We start from the raw sequence: 23,411 nt of genomic DNA on the forward strand, positions 1-23,411 counted from the left end.
CACCCAACCCCAATTTTTTTGGGGCCCCCCCCCCGGGCCCCCCCCCCCCCCCCCCCCCCCCCCCCCCTACCCCGGGGGGGGGCCCCCCCCCCCCGGGGGGGGGGGGCCCCGCCACAAGTCTTTAACCGGAGGCCGTTCCTAGAAAAGCCCGACGGCCTGCCCGTTTTCGTCGACATCCATGCGCATCGCCGCGGGGACCTTGGGCAGCCCCGGCATGGTCATGATCGCGCCGGTCACCGCCACGATGAAGCCGGCCCCGGTCTTGGGGATGAGGTCGCGGACCTGCAGCGTGAAGCCCTCCGGGGCGCCCAGCAACGTCGGGTCGTCGGAGAAGGAGTACTGGGTCTTGGCCATGCAGACCGGCAGGTTGTCCCAGCCGTTCTCGTGGATCTGCTTGAGCATGCGCTTGGCTGCCGCGGAGTACTCCACGTCGGCGCCGCCGTAGATCTCGCGGACCACCGTGAGGATCTTTCCCTCGATGCCCACCTCCAGCTCGTAAAGCGGGGCGAAGTTGCCGGGCGCCTCGATGGCCCGCAGCACCGCCTGCGCCAGATCGGCCCCGCCGGCCGCGCCCTGCCCCCAGACGTCGGCCACCGCGCACTCGATGCCGTTGGCCGCCGCCCAGGAGGTGACGACGGCAAGTTCGGCGTCGGTGTCCAGGGTGAACCTGTTGATCGCGACGACGGGCTGGATCCCGAACTTCCTGATGTTCCGTGCATGGCGCGACAGGTTGGCCAGGCCCTCGCGGACGGCCTGCACGTTCGGCGTCTTCAGTTCGTCCTTCGGCACCCCGCCGTGCATCTTCAGGGCGCGGACGGTGGCCACCAGCACCACGGCGTCGGGGTGGGCGCCGGAGAAGCGGGCCTTGATGTCCATGAACTTTTCGGCCCCGAGGTCCGCGCCGAAGCCCGCCTCGGTGACCACGACGTCCGCCAGCGAGCGCGCGGTGTTGGTGGCGATGACCGAGTTGCACCCGTGGGCGATGTTCGCGAACGGGCCGCCGTGGATGAGCGCCGGGGTGCCCGCCATGGTTTGGACCAGATTGGGCTTCACGGCCTCCTTCAGCAGCATCGTCATGGCGCCCTCCGCCCCCAGGTCGCCGACCGTGACGGGGACCCTGTCATAGGTGTATCCGATGGTCATCCTGGCCAGTCGGGCCCGCAGGTCCGCGAGCCCCGTGGCCAGGCAAAAGACCGCCATGACCTCCGACGCGACCGTGATGTCGAATCCGGTCTCACGCGGGACGCCCTCGGTCGGGCCGCCCAGCCCGATGATGATGTTGCGCAACGCGCGGTCGTTCATGTCGATGACGCGCCTAAAGGTGATCCGGCGCGGGTCGATGCCCAGCGCGTTGCCCTGGTGCAGGTGGTTGTCGACCAGCGCCATCAGCAGGTTGTTGGCGCTGGTGATCGCGTGGAAGTCTCCGGTGAAGTGCATGTTGATTTCGTCCATGGGGAGGACCTGCGAGTATCCGCCGCCCGTTGCCCCGCCCTTCATGCCGAAGATCGGGCCCAGCGACGGCTCGCGCAGTGCGATCATCGTCTTGGTTCCGGTGGCCGCGATGGCATCACCCAGCCCCACCGTGAGCGTGGATTTTCCTTCGCCGGCCGGCGTCGGCGACATCGCGCTCACCAGAACGACCTTTCCGGGTTTCGTCCCGGTGGCGGGCAGCAGGGTCGTGTCGATCTTCGCCTTGTACTTGCCGTACGGCTCGAGCGCTTCCTCCGGGATTCCGGCGCGTCGGGCGATGGCGGCAATTGGTTCGAGTACTGCCCGTGAGGCGATGGCAAGGTCGCTCGTGTCGGCTGCTGACGTCGTTGTCATCCTAGGTGTCCCCTGTCTGGATTCCCGGTGTTCTGAAGTTGGGATCGGCCGATGTTTGCGGTCTTCCCCAATACAGTCTTCAAGCTACCACCGTCCGACTGGGTCATGTCAGATATGCGCACCATCTCCGTGTTCCCCGTTTGCAGGGCCGCCGCCGTCAGGAATACCCACAGTTTCGTGAACTCATGCGATCCTTGCGCCCTGGGCCTGGTTCTTACATGCGCGGAGGGCCATGGATTCTGTGTCGCGGTTTCACAATGGGAGAATGGGTATCATGCCCACACGCCCCGCTTTTGCCTTGCTGCTTGATGTCGACGGACCCATTGCTTCCCCGGAGACCCGCGACGTAGCCCCGGAAATCATCTCGCTCCTGTTGGAACTCGCCGGCGCGGGAATTCCGGTGGTTTTCAACACCGGGCGCTCGGACGAGTTCATCAAGCGCCAGGTGATGGCGCCGATGATTGCAGCCGGCATGCCTTCGAATCTAAGGATTCACGCAATCTGCGAAAAGGGAGCCACTTGGTTTACCTTCGACGCCAACGGTGCCGGGGGTGTTCACGTGGACCACGAGCTTGCCGTCCCTGCCCACTACGCCGATGAGATTCGCGAGTTGGTGGAAACCAACTTTGACGGGCACATGTTCTTTGACGAAACGAAGCGTGCCATGGTCTCCGTTGAGCAACACATCGATGCCGACAACCTCGAATACCGCGACGCACAGCAGGACTTCGACACGGCCGCAATGCAGGCCATGGGTCGCCTCGACCTCGGAGTGGAACGCCTTGACGTCCGCCAACCGGATAGCGGCGAGTCCGTCGACTACCGTGTTGATCCGACCATCATCTCCACGGACATTGAATCAGTCGAGCTGGGCAAGGATCTGGGCGCTCGGCGAACCATTGAATTGCTGTCCGCCGATGGCATCGAACCGGCGGCATGGTTTACCGTCGGGGATTCCCGCACCGACTATGCGATGGCCGATTGGCTGGCAGAGAACGGCCACACGGTAAGCCATGTGGATGTTCGCCCGGGTGACGGCATTCCGGCCGGCAAGCCGTATCCGGTTCTCACGGCCAAGGACCTGGGTCTCGGCAGCGAGGTCATCCACGACCGCGCGGGACTCGCTTTCCTGCGCCATTGGCGCTCGCTGCTTGGCTAGCTAGCCAACTACGTTGAGTGCTGCGGGAACGCAGCAACGTGATCCCTTAAGCGGCAAAGCCCGCCGGTGAAGCCGGCGGGCTTTGCACTTCGGGAATCAATATATGTCACGTTGCATCTCCAAATTGAATGAGTGATTTGAATTCAGGATCCGCCGCATCAGCAGCGTGATCTTAATTCACTCATCGAATTCGAAATTGCATGTCCATCGGTAAGTGGTTGCGTAGTTCTCGATCCCGCGGTGCGGGGTTGAACTGCGTCTGAAGCCAGAGCTGACTCTTTGGCTTGCGGTTTTTTGCGTTCACGGCGTTTCCCTCCCTTCAACCTTTTTCGAGGTGCGGAAGGAGACCTGTTCCACTGCCTTCGCGGTGCGAGCATGCAACACTTCTGGCCCGGTGAAAATGAATTCAGCGGAGCGGACAGCCGGGGAGTTGATCGAGGTGATCGGGGTAGACATGATGAAAGTTCCTCAAGGATTTGGTCGATTAGTGACTCATCAGCCTCGGGAACTTTGTATCGCTAGTTTTTTGCTAGCAGGGCGCCATTCCGGAGGCGGGGGAAGTTGCTCGGACGCTAGAGCCGCCGAAGCCATGACGGGGCACGTAGAAGCCCGCGAAATTCATTGAAATATTCATCATTCCCACCTCCTTTTCTGGAAGAACTTGCCAGACGAATCCGGCGCCAATATTGTCTTGTCGATCGCGATGTCTCATTGAGACTTCTCAATCACAGGTTCCACGATACACACCCCCCGGCAAATGCGCTAGCTTTTGCCGAAGAATTATTAAGATCGCCGAATGAAGCCGGTGCCACCATGCCACTCTTCCCGGAAATTGATTCCCATTGAATTCACCGGTCGAAGGCAATCAGACAAGGCTTCTGCGGCTCCCCGGTTCGACGGCAGGGACAGATCGGGGACGCGCGAATGAACAATCATTCGTCGCCGGCCAGGGCAAATGCGTCAGCCCATTGCAACCTGGACCAACCGTGCCGCCAGTAGTCCGGAGGCCCCCCAACCAACGGTTGGGGGGCCTCCTCATCAACGGACCATTTGAGAATTTTTCCGGCTAGAGCGCATCTTCCACCGCCCGGGAACTCGCCCTTGATGCCATTGCTTTCCGAACATCAAGCCTGTCCGCCAGCCTAAGCAGACCGTTGGGCCTGGTTTCCACCAAGGACACGTAAAAAGGCACTTCGAACCAACGACTCACGAAACCCATGGCTCCCAGGGAAGCAAATGCCGTGAGGCCTTTGTCAGTCAGGGAATGCACCAGGTTCGAGATGAACACGGCCAGGGTGAGGGGCTCTCCCATGTCAACGAGTGCATCAGTGGTCTGCTCTGCGGCGTGCCCTGTGCCGCCATTGAAAAGTAGAACCAGTAGCGTGGTCGCAACAAGGGTGCACGCAACGGCGACGATGGCATTGAGCAGGACGTAGCGGGAAAATGACTGGCACAGCCGAAACCGCCGCGCGCCGTAGCCCCAAATCAAGGCGCCAACGATGTTGACCAGGGCAAAGGCGATCGACGAGGAATCGGTTATCGATAGTCCAATCGCGTTTGTTGCGAGCCCGACGGCAACGCCATGCCACGGACCCAATACGAGGGCGGCAATTGCCGTGCCCACCATGTCCAGATACAGGGGCAGAGATAGCCACGGAACGATTGAGAATCCCGCGACGTTGATTACGACACACGCCACCATGAGAATCAGCGAAGCCCGAAGCGTGGAACGTTTCGGTTTTTGCCCGGTTTCGATCAGCTCCACTCCGGGAACCGGCGTCTCCGCTGGAGGTTCCGGCTCAAGCTGCCTGCGTGCCTGCAGACAGCGGGCCTCCCACATTGCCACGTCCTCCTCGGAAACGTCGAGGGCGCGGGCAATTTCGCCGACCAATGTTGGGTTGACACGACTCCGGCCCAGACGAAACGCGTCATAGACAGTTGTCCGCGCTGGACGTGACGCCGAGGCCGGAACACCGCTCTGCTCACGGTGCTCCGCGATACGACGAACTATTTCCGCATAGGGAATATCTCCGGCATCAAATCGGAGCCGCTGCAGGTCCTTGGCGATCGCGTCATAAGATTCATTCCGCAAGGCAGGGTCCTGTTCTTGCTCCGACATCGCCAACCTCTTCCAGTAGACAAGTTCCAGTAGGAATGCACCCTGGCGGCACACGGAACTCTCCAGATTATAGCTATTCAGACCCCTTATTTGGCGTTTTCTAAGCGGTCGTCGGGAATCGGCCGGACGCGTTCGGGGTTGTTCGGAACACGAGAAATCCGTGGCATCCCACGACCGGACCACCTAGCGTCGTACGAGGGGCTTGCAAGGAACGGCTTGCAAGCCTTGCCATGGACGAATGGGGGGGCGTCCATGCACGGCCCGTGAACCCGCGGGAAAACGTCTCATCGTTTTGGGTGCAGGCCGGGGCCCCGGATGTCGTCGCGGGGTTCAACATTCCTCGCGGGGAATGGTCACGGGTTATGGCCGGGAGATTTGGGTCCGCGTCTGGCCTTGCCCGTTGTTGCGTGGGAACAACGATGGGAAAGCGACGGGGCACTACACAGGAACCCTGCAAGGACCGTGTACCGATTTACCGGGGAGTTTGGCGTGAACATTTTGGGGGCATGCCAAACGCCCTGGCCAATCGGTGCACGGCCTTCGACCGGGCGAGCCCGTGAAAATCCGTGACGGCCTAAATCTCAACTGAACCGCAAGCACGGACAATGCGGCGGACAGCGGAAGCTCTCACGTACGTTTCAGGGGCGGATTGGGCCCGGATTACTCCTGTGCCGATTCCGGCTGTTCGGCCCACCACAGGCGGAGTGCCTCGACGGCAACCTCGGGCTCCGTTGGCCCTTCGTCGAGGCGGCGTTCGAGCATGAAGTTGTAGGCGCGTCCGACCACGGGACCGGGCTTGATGCCCAAGAGCTCCATGATCTGCTGTCCGTTGAGGTCCGGACGCACCGCGGCCATTTCCTCTTTTTCGCTGATCTCCGTGATCCGCGCCTCGAGGTCGTCGTAGGCGAAGGACAGCCTGTCCGCCTTCTTGCGGTTGCGTGTTGTGACATCCGACCGGGTGAGCCTGTGCAGGCGCTCCAGCAGGTCGCCTGCGTCGTGGACGTAGCGGCGCACCGCCGAATCGCTCCAGCCTGCATCGCCGTATCCGTAGAAGCGCATGTGCAGCTCCACCAGGCGGGCAACGGCCTTGATGGTGTCGTTGTCGAAGCGCAGGGCGCGCATGCGTGCCTTGACCTGCTTGGCGCCGACAACGTCGTGGTGCCTGAAGCTCACGGCGCCGCTGGGTTCGAATTTTCGGGTGGCAGGCTTGCCGATGTCGTGCATCAGGGCGGCGAAACGCAGCACGAAGTCCGGTCCGGGGACCGGGCCGTCGGCGTCCGTCTCGTGTCCCATGGCCTGTTCCAGGACCGTCAGCGAGTGCTGGTAGACGTCCTTGTGTCGGTGGTGCTCGTCGATCTCCAGGCGCAGCGCGGAGACCTCCGGCAGCACCAGGTCGGCAAGCCCGGTTTCCACCAGCAGGTCGATTCCGGCGCGGGGGTCGATGCCGTTGATCAGTTTGACCAGTTCGTCGCGCACGCGTTCGGCGGAGATGATCTCGATGCGCCCCGACATCTCGGTCATGGCCTCGAGGACTTCCTTGGCCACGGTGATTCCCAGCTGGGAGGCAAAGCGGGCAGCGCGCATCATGCGCAGCGGGTCGTCGGAGAAGGACATCGACGGGGCGCCGGGGGTGCGGACCTCGCCCTCCGCCAGGTCCCGCGCGCCGTTGTACGGGTCCACGAGCTCGAGGCTCGGCAGGCGCAGCGCCATGGCGTTCATGGTGAAGTCCCGGCGGTACAGGTCGTCCTCGAGCTTGTCGCCGAAGGCAACGATCGGCTTGCGCGAGGACGGGTCGTAGGCGTCGGCGCGGTAGGTCGTCACCTCGATGGTGTGCTCGCCCTTGCGCAACGCAATGGTGCCGAAGTCGCGTCCCACTTCCCAGGTGGCGTCCGCCCATCCGGCGACGGTGGCGAGGGTCTGGTCCGGGCTGGCGCTTGTGGTGAAATCAAGGTCGGGCGACACCCGGCCCAGGAAGAGATCACGCACCGGTCCGCCGACCAGGGAGAGTTCGAATCCGGCGTCAACGAAACGCTGCCCCAGTTCGAAGACGACGGCGGGCAAAATCTCGGACAGGACCTGGCGGGTGGGAAGCTGCTGCATAGTTCTTTAAGGGTGCCAGATTTTCCCGATAGTGCCACGTTCGAAGACGCCCCAATCCGCAGTTAGCTCCGACACGCTCTGAAATAGGTGCGATATGCGCGACTCGGGTGCCTTCAACGGGCGGGGCAAGCCACTATGGGTGCCAAAAGATAGATAGAGTGGTTTCCATGGCCCATCCAGTTCCCAGCGCCCCGAAGCGCACGCCGTTGACCGCGTCAATGGCGCATGCGCAGGCGCAACCGGGTTCCGGCCACCATCCGCTGCCCACCGTGGAGGAAGTTTCCGCAGGTGGCGTGGTCATCGATACGTCACTGCCGTCGCTGCCGGTCGCCATCATCGCCCGCTACAACCGCGGCGGACGCCTTGAGTGGTGCCTGCCCAAGGGACACCCCGAGGGCGTCGAAAGCAACGAAGAAGCCGCCATGCGCGAGATCGAGGAAGAGACCGGCATCGCCGGGCGAATCCTTGCCCCGCTGGGTTCGGTCGACTATTGGTTCACCGTCACCAACTACCGCGTCCACAAGACCGTGCACCACTTCCTGCTGCGCTCCACCGGCGGCGAACTCACCATCGAAAACGATCCAGATCACGAGGCCGTTGACGTGGCCTGGGTTCCCCTGCTTGATCTGGGCAAGCGCCTGTCCTTCCCCAATGAACGGCGCATTGCCGATCTAGCGCGCGAAGTGCTCCCGAATTATGTCCCAGGTATCTAAACACCCCGCAAAGCCCAGCAGCCCTCCCAAGGTGCCGCCGTCGCCAAGCGAACAGCAGTCGCGTGGCCAGTCGAAGGCCTACGCCCTCATGGCCTCCGGCACCATGGTCTCGCGAGTGCTCGGATTCATCCGTACCGCACTGCTGGCGGTTGCCATCGGCGCGAGCACGACCATGGCCGACATCTTCGAGAAGGCGAACGTCATCCCGACGATCATCTTCATGCTCCTGGCCGGCGGCATCTTCAACGTCATATTGGTTCCCCAGCTGATCAAGGCCTCCAAGGCCAGTGACCGCGGTTCCGCCTACACCTCCAAGCTGGTGACCCTCACCGTCGTGGTGATGGGCCTGGCCACTGTGTTGCTGACCCTGTTGGCCGGTCCGCTGATCAAGACGCTGACGTTGAACTGGACGGCTCCCATGCTGGCCATGGGTACCGCGTTTGCGTACTGGTGTCTGCCTCAGGTCTTCTTCTACGGGGTGTACGCGGTCTTCGGGCAGGTCCTGAACGCCCACGGCCGCTTCGCCGCCTACATGTGGGCCCCGGTCGCGAACAACGTCGTGCAGATCCTCACCATCGGCACCTTCATCGCGTACTTCGGCGCCTACCGCAGCAGCACCGACCAGCTCGCAACCTGGACCGACTCGCAAACCATCCTGTTGGCCGGCGGCTCCACCCTGGGCATCGTGGTCCAGGCAGTCGTCCTGTTCTGGCCGCTGCGCCGGCTCGGGCTGAAGCTGCGCCCGGACTTCGCCTGGCGCGGCATGGGCCTGCGCCATGTGGGCAAGCTGGCCGCCTGGACCCTGGGCTCCATGATGGTCGGCAACATCGCCTCGCTGGTGAACTCCAAGTTCGTTTCCTCCGCAGCCGCGGCCCGCCTGTCGTTGCCCAACGGCGGGGCCAACATCCCGGGCGAATACGCACTGAACACCTCGCAGCTGATCACCGTCCTGCCGCACTCGATCTTTGCCCTCACGCTGGCGACGATGCTGTTCAACGAGTTCACCAAGGCCTTCCACGAGAACCGCCGGAACGACATCGCTCCCTTGCTCTCCCGTGGCCTGCGCACCACGGCGGTGCCGATCGTCTTCGCCTCGGTTGCCTTCATTGTTCTCGCAGGGCCCTTGGGGCGCCTCTTTGCCGGCAGCTCATCCACTGCCATGCTGCAGGGCGCTGCCATCGGCCAGCTTCTGCTGCTGACCACGCTTGGCTTGCCGTTCAAGTCCATCCACTTCTTCATGATCCGGGTCTTCTTCGCCGAGGAGGACACCAAGACCCCCATGCTCATCCAGACAGTGATTGCCGTCCTGTGCGTCGTCCTGGCGTTCGGTGCGGTGCAGGTGCTCCCGCCAACGGACATCGCCCGGGCAGTGGCCCTGATCTACGGGGTCACCAACATCCTTTCGGCAGTGATCGCCCACTTCCTGGTCGTCCGCCGCTACGGGGACTACGGCAGCGCAAAGGTCATCGACACCTACATCCGCATCGGTGTAATGGCCGTATTGTCCGGCCTGGTGGGTGCCGCGGTACTGTGGCTCATGGGTGGCTACAGCTGGGGATTTGCTTGGAATTCCATCACAGGTGCCATCGTGACCATCGTTGTCGTGGGAAGCGTCATGGCCTTGGTCTACGTGGTGTTGCTTCGCTTTACCCGCTCGGAGGAACTGGACAACTTCCTGGGTCCGCTGGCCCGGCGCATCCCAAAACTACGTCGCTAACGCCCGCCTCCGGCAGGTGACGAGCCCCCGCGCCGGGGACACTTCTCAATAAAACTTCTCCCGCCCCGGTACGATGGAATGGGGCATCCATGAGGGTGCCGGCATCACAAAGCAATCCCGGGAGGGAACCGTGTCGCAGCCCATCGAAGCTGGAGCCGTTATTGGCGGCCGCTACCAGGTCACAGATTTGGTTATGACCTCCGCCGATGGAGACGAGGTCCTCCAGGGCATCGATCAGGTACTCAACCGCCCGGTGAGCGTGCTTGTCGGGTCACCGGCCAATTCCGAACAGCTGTCCATGAGCGCGCGGGAAATTGCCACGGGCGAGCGATACGCGGCCGTGCAGGTGCTTGATTTGGGCATCACCGAAGGCAGGTCCTACCTGGTGACCAACCTCGCCGAATCCGCCGATCTTCTGGATCTCGTGATCCAGTCGGACGCCCCCTACGTCGAGCCGTTCTACACGGACACGCTCGGCACCGAAATCTTTGGCGTTTCCCGTTCCAAGGAGCCCGTCACTTACGAGGACGACGCCGAGTACTACGAAGACCTGCGTTCCCAGGAAGAAAGCCGACCCGCTGTGCTGGGCAAGCTTCCCGAAATCAACCTCGGCGACAAGTTCTCCGGTCTCAAGGATCGTTTTGGCCGCGCCAAATCCGCACCGGCCCCTGCGGCTCCGGTAGTACCGCCGGCAACCGTGGGTTCCACCACCGAACAGGCACCCGCGGTGTCCCCCGGTGTTCCCACTGCCGCAGCCCCGATCGCAGCACCAGCAGCCCCTGCTGCGCCCGCACCGAAGGTCACTCGCTTCACGCCTGCGGATTCGGCCGCTGAGCCTGCCGTTACCTCTGCCGCTGCCTTGGCTGCCGCGCAGAAGTCGCGCGGTATCTCCGTGGACAATGCAGGACAGCGCGTTGCCTCCAGTTTCCCGGCAGCCGCCCAAAGCTACACCGAGCCTGCCTACGACGACTATGAGGAAGAAGAGCCGCAGGAAGGCGGCAAGAAGACCACGCGTCTGCTGGTCGGTGCCATCCTGTGCGCGGTGCTCGTCGCCGCCGTGGTCTTTGCCTACAACGCTCTCGGTGGCGGACCCGCAACGCCAGTGGCTTCGACTTCATCGGCCCAGTCCAGTGAATCAGCGCCGGGCGGCAGTTCGGAATCTCCCAACGTTGAGCTGACCAAGCCAAAAATCGCAGACATTTCACGTTTGGTGCCAGGCAATCCATCATTGAATGCCGAAACCGATAACACATTGTCCAAGGCCATTGATGGAAACCCTGCCAGCTTGTACAAGTCATATTCATACACGTCTCCGCAATTCGGTGGACTTGCATCAAATATGGTTTTTGTTATCGAACTGAAAGAGCCTTCCGATATTTCGGAAATACAGCTCGATGGTTTGAACGGGACCGGCGGCGCATTTGAAATTCGTGTCGGTGACAGCACCGATCTGGCCGACGCAAAAGTTCTCAGCAGTGGCTCCTTCACCGGACCAACCGTTACCGTTCCAGTAAGCGGGGAAAACGGCGAGGCGCTCCGGGGCCAATACGTATTCCTGAACGTCACCGAGCTTCCACGCCGCGCCTCCGGCGCCAATGGATCACGCCCCTATGGCCTGCAGATCGGTGAATTCCGCGTTTCCTAGCGGTTTCCCGCCGGGAATACTCCCACTGGATCGGCTGTTATGCCACATAGATCCCACTTACTCGCGGTCTTGGAAATCGAGCCCGCATTTACGAAAGGTTCGCTCCCTCGTGGCCACAGAAGTAAACGACGTCGTCCGTAACGTCATCATCATTGGTTCGGGCCCATCGGGCTACACCTCCGCGATCTACACCGCCCGCGCCAACCTGCAGCCGCTGGTCATCGCCGGTTCGGTTACCGCCGGCGGTGAGCTCATGAACACGACCGATGTGGAGAACTTCCCCGGTTTCCCGCAGGGCATCATGGGTCCGGACCTGATGGACAACATGCAGCAGCAGGCCGAGCGCTTCGGCGCCGAGATCCTCTTTGACGACGTCACGGCCGTAGATCTGACCGGCGACATCAAGGTAGTTACTCTCGGCGACGGCACGACCTACCGTGCGCACGCGGTCATCGTTTCCACCGGTTCCGCATACCGCGAACTCGGGCTTGAGGATGAAAAGCGACTTTCCGGCCACGGTGTATCCTGGTGCGCAACCTGCGATGGCTTCTTCTTCCGCGAGCAGGAAATCGCCGTCATCGGCGGCGGCGACTCCGCCATGGAAGAGGCGCTCTTCCTGACCAAGTTCGCATCCAAGGTCACGGTCGTCCACCGCCGCGATTCCCTGCGTGCCTCGAAGATCATGGCCGATCGCGCATTGGCACACCCGAAGATCGAATTCATCTGGGATTCCGAGGTCGTTGGTATCGATGGCGAAGCCAAGGTCACCGGGATGCGCCTGCGTAACCTGAAGACCGCCGAAGAGCAGGTAGTGGCCGTCACGGGCATCTTCGTCGCCATCGGCAACGATCCGCGCATCGACCTAGTGAAGGGCCAGCTTGAGCTGACCTCCGAGGGCACCATTGCGGTCGAAGGCCGCACTTCGAAGACCAGCCTGCCAGGCGTATTCGCCGCCGGCGATGTCATCGATGCCTCCTACCGTCAGGCAATCACGGCTGCCGGCTCGGGCTGTGCAGCAGCCATTGATGTTGAGCACTACTTGGCGGATGTAGAAGCTGCGGCTTCGACGGAACCGCTCGCTGTTTCCAACTAATCTCATTTCCCTCTCCGGAGGAAAACATTCAAAACGAAAGGTGCAGGCCATGAGCCAGACCAAAGATGTAACTGACGCTACTTTCCAGGCTGAGGTCCTCGAGGCCTCCAAGCCGGTCATCGTGGACTTCTGGGCAGAATGGTGCGGCCCATGCCGCCAGCTGACTCCGATCCTTGAGCAGATCGCTGCCGAGCACGCAGAGAAGGTTGACGTCGTCAAGATCAATGTTGATGACAACCCGGCCATCGCTGCCAAGTTCGGTATCACGAGCATCCCTGCCGTGTACGTCTTCAAGGATGGCGAACACGTTGCCACCTCGATCGGTGCAAAGCCGAAGCCGGTTTTGGAAAAGGAATTTGCGGCTTACCTCTAAGCTGACCCCGACGGCCTTAGAAAGTGTGGAGTGCTTCCAAAAGGAAGCACTCCACACTTTTTTGTCCCTACCTCGGACCCATTGGCGGAACTCGGCCAGGTACAAAGAATCTGCCGCAAGTGATGATCATAAACAGCTGATAACTGTTGTTTTTCAATTTGATCCGAATTCGATTCCGCAACGACAAATTTTTACCTTGGATCAACCCGAAGATTCGGGTTCTTTGAGTTTTTCCGCGCGTCAGGATCCTTTGCCGACGGAGTCAACCAGTTGCCGGCTCTCAAAAAATCCTCGACAGCAAATCCCGGCTCTGTTAGATTTCTTGTCGATTGTGGTTTTGGGGGTTCTTACAAGGTACATCCCTGGCAAGAGCACTGGCATCCGGAGCATTGCATGAGTCTTTGACACCCGATGCCACTTCTTGCTGCCCCCTAGATGCACTGACCTGGAACTGAGTGCCCTCCTCCCCCGAGCCGGGCTGACACCGAGTCCCACGCGATCTCCCTTCCTGCTGATACCGCGTCTCACTTTCTTGATCCGTTTGCTGGAATTGGATTTCGTTGGCCTCCCAAGGCTGCACACTTCCGGTCTTTCGCCCGAGACAGGTCCTCCCCCGGCCGGTCCTTGGGCACCCCGCTGGCACAAGTAACTTCTAAACGGAACCATCCATGGCTCACCGCTATGGGTGAGCACCCTTCTCGGGGCCGTGTCCCCCGTGCCAGCTGCCATTCAAGGTGGCCCTTCGAAATTAGGATCCAAGGCACTGCTATTGCTTGCAGTCGCTTTTCTTTCGAGGCAGAGCTTTGTCTCGCCTTTCTCCTTCCGGGGGATCATCCGACAAGAAGACTGTCTCGATGGTCCCCAGGAATCGGCTGTCATGGCCTTAGGAACATGGCCTGCGTGCAACCAGCACTCGATATTGTCCGGTGTCTCGTTGGTAGTCATCACGGCCAACGTTGAATCGTGGGCTGTGCGGTAGGAGTGCGTCGAGGCTGATTAGTGGCCCTTCGAGCAAACGCAGCAGTGACCGGCTATGAGCCAATGCGACGTTTCTTCATGTCTGGTTCAGGACACTTCGCGCTCGTCCAGTCGATGGATTGTTAAGCGCGGTTTATGGGTCCCATGCTCCGACAAGGCAGCCTTGAACCGACTGTCAGGCCGCCAGCGCGACTCTCGGCCATGGAATTAGATGAAGGCGGGCACGGTGAGCGACACCGTCTCTTGTTGCCTTAGAGAGGCCCTACGCGGCTCGGAACCGTAGCCTGCCTAGTGCGCCAAAGCCTGTGGCCCGCCTGTAGTGGACACCTTGTTTCATTCCACATGGCACCATCGATGGCCCGCTGCAGAGCAACCGACCTGTTTCGAGATTCCCCCTGAAGGCATTATTTGATTCTTCGTGCTCCGTAGCGATACTCCCCAGATACACCAATTCCCGTGTTTGCGCCGATACGTCGCAATAGCGCCTATGCGTTGAACTGTTCGTGGCGCACTTGGTTCGGAGGCTTCCCAAGCCCCCATGCCCGATTCATTGCCATATCCCGAGGAGCGTTTTTGCCCCGCACAGGATTCTACTGAGGCTTGCGCGGGTCTACTGCCTTACAGACCAGAAACTCCCCTCGTACTCGCGGCGGGCGCCAGACCCCTCCAAGATTCTCCTGATACCTTGGTCGGCCGAGGCATCCCAGCCGAGAACTTGCTCCTCTCTGCAACCAACATGGGAGGCCCCAAGCTCGTACTTCAGAGTCCCCCACGTGGCTGCATGGTCTTGGCGATAAGCGCTCGACGGTCTTGCTGTCTATGGATTCGTTGCTCTCCTGCCCAGCACTTGAGGGTTCCAAAGCTCCACGTTTTTGATCCGAATTATCTTTTGATGGCTCTGTGGCCAGGTTGCTTGAACACGGGTCGGCGTGATTGGCTTCTCGATCCCGGCGTGCCTCGTCCTAGGGCATGCCACATGATCCGGTGCGTGCTGCCACTGGAGTTCGATGGGCACCAAAGGCACCGCTCATGCGCCAGTCCGATCGAAGTACGATCCTTCCGCGGTCGGCAGCAACGTGGAGGTCGAGCCGTGGAACCTCCGGATAAGACGGCACCGGTTTTTCCGAGAGCCCGGTTGTTGAGAGGATGCCCGAGATGATTAGGGACCACGAACTCGTCAATCTCTTCGTCCGAATCGACGCGGCAAGAAGCGATTCTTCATGACCCCGCCGTTGGGCGGAACCTCTCCCAGGGGGGCTCACCGCACCGTCAACCTATGGATGTCCTGTTCGCCCGGGAACGGCTGGCCGGCATCGACGCCCTCGCCGGTCATGGTGTCACCGGCGAGGGACATCCATGTTGTAGGCGGGCCGGGGTTGGCGATGCGCTGCATCGTGGACGTGTGCTCCCCTCCGAATCTGAAACCGGGGCCAGAGACCATGGCTTGTGCCGGGGCGGCACGACCTCCGCGGCGCATCCTCGAAACGCTGGATCCCGGCCCTTGAATTCTTCGGTGATCTGGGCGGGTGGCTCGTGGCCATTCGTGGTGCCGGACGCATGCGTCGCAGCTCCCCGACGCAAGCCCCCGCAGACAGGACAGCTTCCAGGAAATGATCAATGTAGTGGTCGATGCCCGCAAGTGGCGGGGACTGTTCCCGTTGCGTCGATGCCCGGATTCCGTTCAAGGCCGCAGCCAGAATCCTCACCGCGACATCCTACATGGGGTCGCATTCGCATGCCGTCCGACCACCTGCGGAGGACTTGCCCCCTGTCGCTCGGAGCCCCCGACTCTCGGTCCTTGGCGACCACTCCCCCGGAGAGGAACAAGCCCCCGTGGCGCGCCTTGTCCTTCTCCGCCTGTGCGTCAAAGAACTGCAAGGCACCGCCAGTCAGAATCTGCGTCGACGAGAGTCGGACCAAGAGAACAAGCGCAACCGCACCGGGGGCGTACTGGCCCGGCGCCGCCGCAACGTTCTGGGGTCGCGGACCCTAGGAACGGAAAGCTCTCACGAAACCTCGGAACAGTCCGTGTCTGCACAGCGAAGCCCGCCCGCAAAATGTTCGAGTCCAGTCCGAAGGCAATCGCCGCAGTACTTGATGGCCTCCCGGATGCCGGCGCCACGATTCCCTCCGGGTGATCTCGTGAGCTGCATGGTCGACTGCTGGCTCTTGGGTGCTGGTGTCATGCGTGATCTCCTGCGCCCGCAGCCGCCCCGCTGCCGGCTTGCTGATTCCATATCTTTTTGGCCCCGGGGCGATGGAAGTGCAGAGAAGGGCGACACCATCCAAGGCCAAGTTGAGCCTGTCATGTTTCACGTGAAACATGCGATTTCGCTACATTGGAAGTTGTGCACGTGGATCCCTTGATGTCGTTGTTTTTGGTGTTTCACGTGAAACATGACCATCCAATGCTGCTCCCCACCTCTATGGTTTTCCTTGGCTCACACGACACTCCTCGTTCGGATTTGCTCGCATTCGCTAGGTCGATGCCGGCCTCAAAATGGATTCGATCCGGGCCGTGAAGTCGCTCCGACCCTCTAGTTCCCCTCCCTGTGGCATGGACTAAGTCGGTAGGACAGGCACCTGATCGACTGCCACGTGCTGTGGTCTTGGTTGCCAGTTGCAAGCCGCAGCTCATGTTTAGCAACGGGTTTGAGAAGGTCCACGGTTCACGAAGAGATGGCTGCGTCGAATGTCGGTTAAGTGTTTTTACCTTCAGGACGAGTGCCGCTCTGCGACGTCCCGGCGGCTAGGTTTCCAGGCTTCCCGTTCCAATGGATGCGGGTACAAACTTTAGGTGGTCGATGCTCCTCGGGGCTTGTCCCGTCGAAAGGTAGCCTCGGTCGAACGACCCCGATGGCTAGTCGATTCCCATTGCGTCGGCTATGTATCAAATGGTTGGGGATCGACCAATCCACGGAAGGGACGTTTCGGCGAACACATACCTCCGGTGGCGCATGGATGCCCGCTGCTTTCCCGCTGCTTGCCTCCGCCAACAGCCCCCAGTGAACATCCTAAGGCTCGTCGTCGCACCATCTCGTGCTCACCAAGACAGTCGCTTCATCGTCGCTCGTGGTGTGCGCCAAACGTAGTGTGTCGTCATAGGTCCCCCGTTGGAATCCGTGCGAGAAGTTCATGCTGGTGGCGCTGGCCAGACATCGCATTGAAGAATTCTGCTTTACAACGAATAGTGGCAAGCCGAGGAGGTGTCCATGGGACTCCGTCCAGCCGCGACCACGTCCTTCAGCGAGAATCATCGCTCGCACCAAGTTGCTTTAGTCTCTCTCCGGAACAACTTGGGAATGCCCAGCACCGCTATTTCAGAAGGGGCGGCGACTCCGGATACCGTCTTGCCTGGCTGAACTGAGCGCGCCAGAAGTCAACGATAACTGACCTACACTTCAACGAAACTCGAGACGGGAGTCCGCTACGCAGTTCACTAACCAACCTAAACGGCCACTCCCCCTTCGATCCGTGTGGGACATCTCTGGTCGGTGCAGCCGGACTCGGAGACGCCCCAGGCTTACAAGCCGAAGGATTGGTAGTTGCTTATGCCATTCCCGTTCAGGGTCACGATGATCAGCTGGGATCTGATCTGAGCAGCCGGTTTTTCGTTGGCTGGCCAGTTGCTGGAGGTTTCTCTTTGGACCCCCGGGGTCAACTCTTGGTTCCGATGGATTGTTGAGGTCGACGTACACCGGACAGTTTGGGAGACGAGATCGGCCACCGCCGAATAGTCTGTCGACAAAGTGAGTGTCTACCCAGGTTCTTTTGGAACGAAGACCTCTTGGTGGCGGCTGCCCAGTTCCCTGAACATATTCTGTTCGACTGGGTCACCGGCTGTAATCCGGACGGGCGGAAGGTCGATCCGATTGCAGACACGTCGTTCGAGACTGCCGAGCTGCTACGTTCCCTTCCTCGAAGTTGGTACGGCGTCTGGTTCTCAAATGACTCCGGTGGTGGTGTCTCACCCTTAACCGCCGGATGCAACGCTGCCGCCCCGGCTTGTGTTTGAGAGTGGTGGAGGGATTCTCAGCGGACGCCGCATCTGTCTGATTCGGGCGACTGGAGCGCGGCCGCAGGAACGGAGCTATTCCAGCCGCGTAGATCCATCAGTTTCATTGCTACCCCTCGATCTTCAAACGGTCGTTCAGCGTCGGCGGCTTACAGCCCACCGCGCATGCGGTCCGCAGAACGGTTTCGGATTGCTGGTCTTCGTGCTTGCTTCAACCCACTCCGCGGAGCACCCTGCACTGCCGCTGGTTGGCCCCGTGAAGGTACACGGGGGTGCCCCTGAATCACGCACTTTCCATGGTTTGCCAGATGATCCCATCGGCATACCAGGCCCACCGTTCGCGGTGTTGTCCACTCCCCCAACCGTGGCGGGGCCTTCTCGCGAATTTTCGGCGAACCGAAAATTCACCTTCCACCATGGCGGTGGTTCGGGTCAGCTTCAGCTTAGCCCGCGTGCCATCCCACAACTGGGTTTCCCCGACGTAAAGGTAGGCCCGGGCGGAGAAACCTCGAGGGCCTACGCCGGTGATGCCCGCACCGCCTGCATAGGGCCAATCAAATGCTTGAGATGCCGATGCGCCAGCCACCTAAGAACTCGGTTCCGGTGTCATGTCTGTTCCCAGCGACCTCCTAAGATTGCGGCATGGGAACACTTCGCCGTGGTCCATCGGCAAGTCCCTTGCCCGACGTGTCATTCGAAAACTAAGTCCCGGTTGTCGGACACGCCCACATCGTCGAACCTGATTTCCACGCCGCCTAGACCGATGGGTGCTGCAACGGGTTGCAGCACCCAAAGAGCCATCAGTGTTTTCGAGCCACGTTCAGAGATCACGGCCAACATCAACGGCGTGCCCCGGGAACTCTTCACGCTCAGGGAGTTGATCCCATAGCCAGGGCAATTCATCGACATCGAACGTGACAACCCGGAGGCAGGGTGGGGCTCTCACATCCACGCTTGCAGGATCGTCAAGGGCCAGAGGCAATGTCCCGGGCCTTCCGCCGTTTGAACTGTCGGGTTTGTCAGAGTTCGACCTCACGCGCGGGGTGGCTACCTCGCGACAGTAGAGGCGGCGCGTAGTGCGGCGCGCTCCGATCGCCACCAACGGCCGCTCGGAGCGGGCAAGAGGCCAACACCAGCTTCCCCTCAAAACGGGCGTATATGCCCCCCTCCGTCGCTTCCGGCGTACGTCTTGAGTCCTGGATCCGATGAGCGGCCAGATTCCCCAGAACCCTCGTGGGCCATCCGTTTGCCTCTGGCCCTCCGGGAACACGCTCCGCGGGAATGCGGCCGAAGACCGCCCTGTGGCGCCGCCGGGAAAACACGGCCGGGTCCGAGGCCATCGCACCACAGCCGACGGCGCCCCAACCAACTGGATCAGTACCGTCGGCTGCCGGCGCACAAGCAGTAGACACCGACGCTTCAGGATGGGACCCGAGGTGTCGGCACGGAGATCGTTGGTCTGGACGCGGTGCGGTTCGGTGGTCGAGGCTGTCGCTGTGCTCAGCGACAGCCTCGACCCACTGTGCTGGACGGCTGGATTGATCCAAGACCGGAGCGCCGTCGAGCAACAAGTGCCCATGCTGCCGTCCGAGCAGTTGGGCTCGGCTTCGACCGTGACGCCTGTGGGATTCCGCTTCGCCACCACGAATACGCCCGGCTCCTCCCCTGCCGGTTCCGGCGATGCTCTGGAGACTCCGTGTGCACGCCAAGGCATCGCCCGGCCGTTGGGCAGTCGACGCCAGTGCCCAATCGATACGATCTCGCACTCCTCCAAAGACGGCTCGGGGCTACGGCTGGTGCCTGTGACGTGACGTTGACTCTCGACTCCGTACCCGGTCATGCCCACTCCGTCCTGGCCCTGGTGGTGCGCATGACGGGACATGCCGCATGGGGTGACGTTGGAAGCCGCCGGTGGCCGACCACGCGTGGCCGATGCTGTGCGGAACCTCCCGGGCATTCCCTTTTCCAGTCACGGACAAAGCCAACGATTCGCTCTCGAATGGCCAACCCAGCTGGCGTCGTTTGGGCAGACGTTGTTGATCGAGGGGACCTGCCGCTGTCGCCACCATGTGGCTCCGTTGCGTTGTCGCCGGGACGTAGTCGCTCTGTTCGTTCGTCTCCCCGGGGTTGGCGCCATGCTGTCCCCTGTTCGATGAAAGGTTTGCAGGCCCCGGCCGGTTCGAGGAACCGGTGTGAGGGAGCCGTGGCTCCGACGCCTCTTCTAGTGTCGTTCGCATTCGGACGACCATAGCGTTTCCCGTGTCGCTATGAGAAGGCCCGCTGGCGCGGGCGGAACCTGCTGCTCTTCCCCCGTTATTTTTTAGTGATCCCGGAATCAAGAACCGTGCGAGAGGATGGGATCGCTGGCCTGTCGGGCCCGGCATCATTCAGTCCCCCAGTCATCGATGGTCCCGGGATGCTTTCACCGGGAATCGATGGGCACCAGGGATGTCGCCAATAGGGGCCGGGCCAGGACAAGGCACCACCCGTCCAGGTCGGTCGTAACGTGGATGTCGCGCCTTGGCGCCACAGGGGCAAACGAGCATTCGTTTCACCCGTAGGCACGTGGCAAGTTTCCGGAGGGCGCATCTTGATCCACGACCATGAGTCCATCGGCGTCTTCATCGGCGTCGATGTCGGCAAGACCAACCACCACGCAGTGGCCCTGAAGCGGGCCGGGAAGAAGCTCCTGGACAAGGCCCTGCCGCAAGACGAAACCAAGCTTCGGGACATCATCCGTTCCCTGGCCCGGCACGGGCGGCTGCTGTTCGTGGTGGCCCAGCCGGCGACCATCGGCGCCCTGCCGGTCGCCGTCGAACAGTCCGAGGGCATCCCGGTCGGATAGCTGCCGGGGCTGTCGATGCGCAGGGTCGCGGACCTGCATCCGGGCGAGGCGAAGACCGATGCCCGCGACGCCTTCATCATCGCCAACGCGGCTGTGCCCTCCCCCAGACCCTGCGCTCGGTTCAGGTGGCCGACGAGCAGGTCGCCGAACTGTCGATGCTCTGCGGCTTCGACGACGACCTGGCCACGCAGGCCAAGGCAACGTCCAACCGGATCCGCGGGCTGCTGACCCAGGTGCACCCGGCCCTGGAACGGGTCATCGGCCCGGCCCAAACGAGGGCCGCCCGCGCCGAGGTGCTGGCGCAGGAAAGAAGAACTCGTGGAGGCCCGCCCTCTTCACCAACTCCTGACATCCATGCCAGCGGTCGGTGCCAGGACCGAAGCCCGCATTCTCACCGAGGTCGTCGGCAAGGACTTCAAGACCGCAGGGCACCTCGGGTCCTACGCCGGGCTGGCCCCGGTCACGTGGCGGTCAGGGACCTCCATCCGCGGGGACCACGAAGGGCAACAAGGTCCTCAAGCGCGCGTTGTTCCTTTCGGCCTTCGCGGCACTCAAATGCAAGGACCTAAGTTCGCGGGCCCATTGCGACAGCAAGCGGGCCGAACGCAAGAAACAACCAGGCCGTCATCGCGCTGGCCCGGCGCCGCTGCAACGTCCTGTTTGCGATGCTGCGCGACGGGGCACTCTACGATCCGACCGAAGTCCAGCCCGCCCAGGCAACACCCGTCAAACGCCAAGTGGTCCGATTCAACATGCGAACCGGACCACTCAACAACGCCCGCTGGAACACCAAGAGATTTTCTGGAACCCTTGAAACCCTTGACGAACCAGATAGGGGCACCCCCGGTGCCACAATCCCTTGCCTGCGTTTGTGCTCCTCGCGGGCCTTGCCGTTCTTGTTTGCAGGGCGGGGTCGGATGAGGGCGCTAAGCCATCCTTCGCCAAGGCGTTTGAGTGTTCCACTGACGATCGTGGTCGAAGCCATCCCGCCGACGTATTTCTCTGATGCTTCTGCACGCTTGGTGCCCGACGGCATGCTCGTTCCTGAGCTGCTGTGGCATGTCCCTCGCGTGTTTCGGACCTTCGGTAACACCGGCGGGTCCCAACCCGAAAGTCTCCGTCACGACGGATCGTCGGTTCGGTCGGACCATTGGCTATAGCTGGATCAAGGGACGGGTAACCCAACAAAGCGTGCCGCGCCGGAAACCTGTCTTGCAATGTTCCTACTCCAGGTCGATGCCGCCCATGTCGGACATCAACACCTCGTAGTGGATGATCGTTGCCCTGATCATCATCGCAAGAAGTACGCCCACTCCCCCGATGCGGACACCCATGCCATCATCAGCACCATACGCGGCAGCTGCGCCGGCTGCGGTCCTTTCCCGCCACCACCGCGGGAATGAAACGCGCCATTGGATGGATCCGCCGGAACCACCAAAGGACAGTCTTCCTCGCAGAGGAATAGGCTGCTGTCCCACGATGAACCTCCCGCCCCGGCTCCAACAGGCATGATCCCACCGTGGTCGAAATTGACCCGTGGAGGACACCTGGCACCGAGGAGGTCATTGCGGCCCCTCCGCGAAAATCAATCGGTCCTGCCAAGCCCATCACCGCGGTAGAAGACCGGCGGAAGCAGAATGCGCCACAGCCTGCACACCAGGCCGAACAGCTATCGGCAGGGTTCCCTGTCAATCCTCTGCTGCTGACGGCGACCGGCCGGGTTCATCTTCCCTGTCAGCGCGCACCGCGATACGTTTCGTCGGATGCCGCGTTCATGTTGTTGTTCAGGGTCGGGAGCCTTCGAACTTCCTCGGGAACACCACGCGACGCCGGCTCCGTCGCCGGCACGACTAGCAACCGAACCTCGTCTCGGACCCAGCCATCAAATGGCAGGCGGTACGCGGGCCACCTACCAAACACCCAGGACAGGACCTTGCTCCGCAACGACAGGTCTCCCCTGCAGCTGGCAGCAGTCGTTGACGGCAAGGCGCAGGGAACGCGCTCGGTTGCCGATTCCGTCTTCGCGACCGACCACGTTGATTTCCACGAACCGTTGTACAGCTTCCCCTGATTCGGCCCAGGTGCAGGTTCAAAATCAGGATTTGAGCCGTGCCGCGGTTTTGGCGTGGACGGTCGCGCCGGGGCATTTTCGTCGGCGCGCCCTTCAAGGACAGTGGTAGACGATCATGAAACTTTGGCGGTCCTGGGCGCTGCGACACTCTCAAGATGGCCCTTCATCGACGACCGGAAGGACAGTCATCTCCACGAATGATTGCTGCTTTTGGCTCTGGAACCTCGAGGTATCGCGGCTGTCGTTGAGGGCGCAGGGAAGGGCAAAGTCGGGCTTGCGGTGCCGTAGTGCCCACCAGGGAACCCCGAAGGTCGTGGATCGGGTCGCGAGCCGGCGCAGGATGAATCTTGGAAGTTTGGCTCCTCCGGCAGGAAACATACGGCTGAAGAAGTTCGAACTCGCCGGGCCAAGCGGTGCATGCACGAGAACCGGACTTTTCCTTGAGCCGCTCGGTTCAGGACCTTCCAACCAAAGCGTGGAGGCAGTGGCGTCATGTGCACCCAACCATAGGAGTGCATTTAATGGCGACTGATCCTCCCCGCCGGCCTGGGTCGTTCAAGACTTTGCATCGAGGCGACGCCCTGGGCTGACAGGCGTCCCATGGTCCGGGCACTGAACCCTTCTGCGAGGCCCACAACAAGGACGTGGCGTAGGCCCGGCCCCTCAATCCCTCACGATTCGAACCGGCCGCATGAGCGGGCCTACAAAGCCGCCCCTCGCGTCTGAGCCTTCCAGACACGATCGTGGCCTTTCGCCGAA

At 61.6% G+C, this 23,411-nt stretch carries 12 protein-coding genes and 1 pseudogene; 8 read left to right on the forward strand and 5 right to left on the reverse strand.

The window, feature by feature from the left end:
• Positions 1–138: 138 nt before the first annotated feature.
• Entirely contained in the window at positions 139–1,824 is a 1,686-nt protein-coding gene (locus ACFY5D_RS11595) for a formate--tetrahydrofolate ligase (RefSeq protein ID WP_387529473.1), read from the reverse strand.
• A gap of 274 nt (positions 1,825–2,098) precedes the next feature.
• On the opposite strand from ACFY5D_RS11595, the gene ACFY5D_RS11600 reads away from it, so the two are divergent.
• Entirely contained in the window at positions 2,099–2,983 is an 885-nt protein-coding gene (locus tag ACFY5D_RS11600) for a hypothetical protein (protein ID WP_387529476.1), read from the forward strand.
• A 300-nt stretch (positions 2,984–3,283) separates the two neighbouring features.
• Here the strand turns inward: ACFY5D_RS11600 and ACFY5D_RS11605 are convergent, their stop codons facing one another.
• From ACFY5D_RS11605 to ACFY5D_RS11615, 3 genes are all read right to left on the reverse strand, one after another.
• On the reverse strand, positions 3,284–3,439 hold the full coding sequence (locus ACFY5D_RS11605) for a hypothetical protein (RefSeq protein ID WP_387529479.1): 156 nt from the start codon (positions 3,437–3,439) through the stop codon (positions 3,284–3,286).
• Positions 3,440–4,049: 610 nt separating this feature from the next.
• Positions 4,050–5,102 (reverse strand): LytS/YhcK type 5TM receptor domain-containing protein, encoded by a 1,053-nt coding sequence (locus tag ACFY5D_RS11610; protein WP_387529481.1) that lies wholly within the window; start codon positions 5,100–5,102, stop codon positions 4,050–4,052.
• Between the two features lie 660 nt (positions 5,103–5,762).
• On the reverse strand, positions 5,763–7,202 hold the full coding sequence (locus ACFY5D_RS11615; protein WP_387529483.1) for a CCA tRNA nucleotidyltransferase: 1,440 nt from the start codon (positions 7,200–7,202) through the stop codon (positions 5,763–5,765).
• A gap of 167 nt (positions 7,203–7,369) precedes the next feature.
• Here ACFY5D_RS11615 and ACFY5D_RS11620 point away from each other — a divergent pair, with 167 nt between their 5' ends.
• The 5 genes from ACFY5D_RS11620 to trxA all read left to right on the forward strand — a co-directional run bounded on the left by ACFY5D_RS11620 (position 7,370) and on the right by trxA (position 12,743).
• On the forward strand, positions 7,370–7,915 hold the full coding sequence (locus tag ACFY5D_RS11620; protein ID WP_387529485.1) for an NUDIX hydrolase: 546 nt from the start codon (positions 7,370–7,372) through the stop codon (positions 7,913–7,915).
• A 31-nt stretch (positions 7,916–7,946) separates the two neighbouring features.
• Positions 7,947–9,632, forward strand: a complete 1,686-nt coding sequence (murJ, locus tag ACFY5D_RS11625; protein ID WP_387529487.1) for a murein biosynthesis integral membrane protein MurJ — start codon at positions 7,947–7,949, stop codon at positions 9,630–9,632.
• A 73-nt stretch (positions 9,633–9,705) separates the two neighbouring features.
• A complete protein-coding gene (locus ACFY5D_RS11630; protein ID WP_387529490.1) occupies positions 9,706–11,277 on the forward strand; it encodes a hypothetical protein in 1,572 nt (523 codons plus the stop codon).
• Positions 11,278–11,386: 109 nt separating this feature from the next.
• Complete coding sequence (trxB, locus tag ACFY5D_RS11635; protein WP_387529493.1) at positions 11,387–12,370, forward strand: thioredoxin-disulfide reductase; 984 nt, start codon at positions 11,387–11,389, stop codon at positions 12,368–12,370.
• A gap of 40 nt (positions 12,371–12,410) precedes the next feature.
• Positions 12,411–12,743 carry a thioredoxin gene (gene trxA, locus ACFY5D_RS11640; RefSeq protein WP_387529496.1) on the forward strand — a complete coding sequence of 111 codons (333 nt, stop codon included), beginning with the start codon at positions 12,411–12,413 and terminating at the stop codon, positions 12,741–12,743.
• A gap of 2,236 nt (positions 12,744–14,979) precedes the next feature.
• Here the strand turns inward: trxA and ACFY5D_RS11645 are convergent.
• Positions 14,980–15,114: a hypothetical protein gene (locus tag ACFY5D_RS11645; RefSeq protein WP_387529499.1), complete on the reverse strand. Its 135-nt coding sequence runs from the start codon at positions 15,112–15,114 to the stop codon at positions 14,980–14,982.
• Positions 15,115–20,323: 5,209 nt separating this feature from the next.
• Between ACFY5D_RS11645 and ACFY5D_RS11650 the strand changes: the two are divergent.
• Positions 20,324–21,276 (forward strand): annotated as a pseudogene (locus ACFY5D_RS11650) (IS110 family transposase); the annotation flags it as partial.
• Between the two features lie 1,238 nt (positions 21,277–22,514).
• Positions 22,515–22,652: a hypothetical protein gene (locus tag ACFY5D_RS11655; RefSeq protein WP_387529501.1), complete on the forward strand. Its 138-nt coding sequence runs from the start codon at positions 22,515–22,517 to the stop codon at positions 22,650–22,652.
• Positions 22,653–23,411 lie beyond the last annotated feature (759 nt).

This window comes from Paeniglutamicibacter sp. NPDC012692 (assembly GCF_042901625.1).
Lineage (GTDB): Bacteria > Actinomycetota > Actinomycetes > Actinomycetales > Micrococcaceae > Paeniglutamicibacter.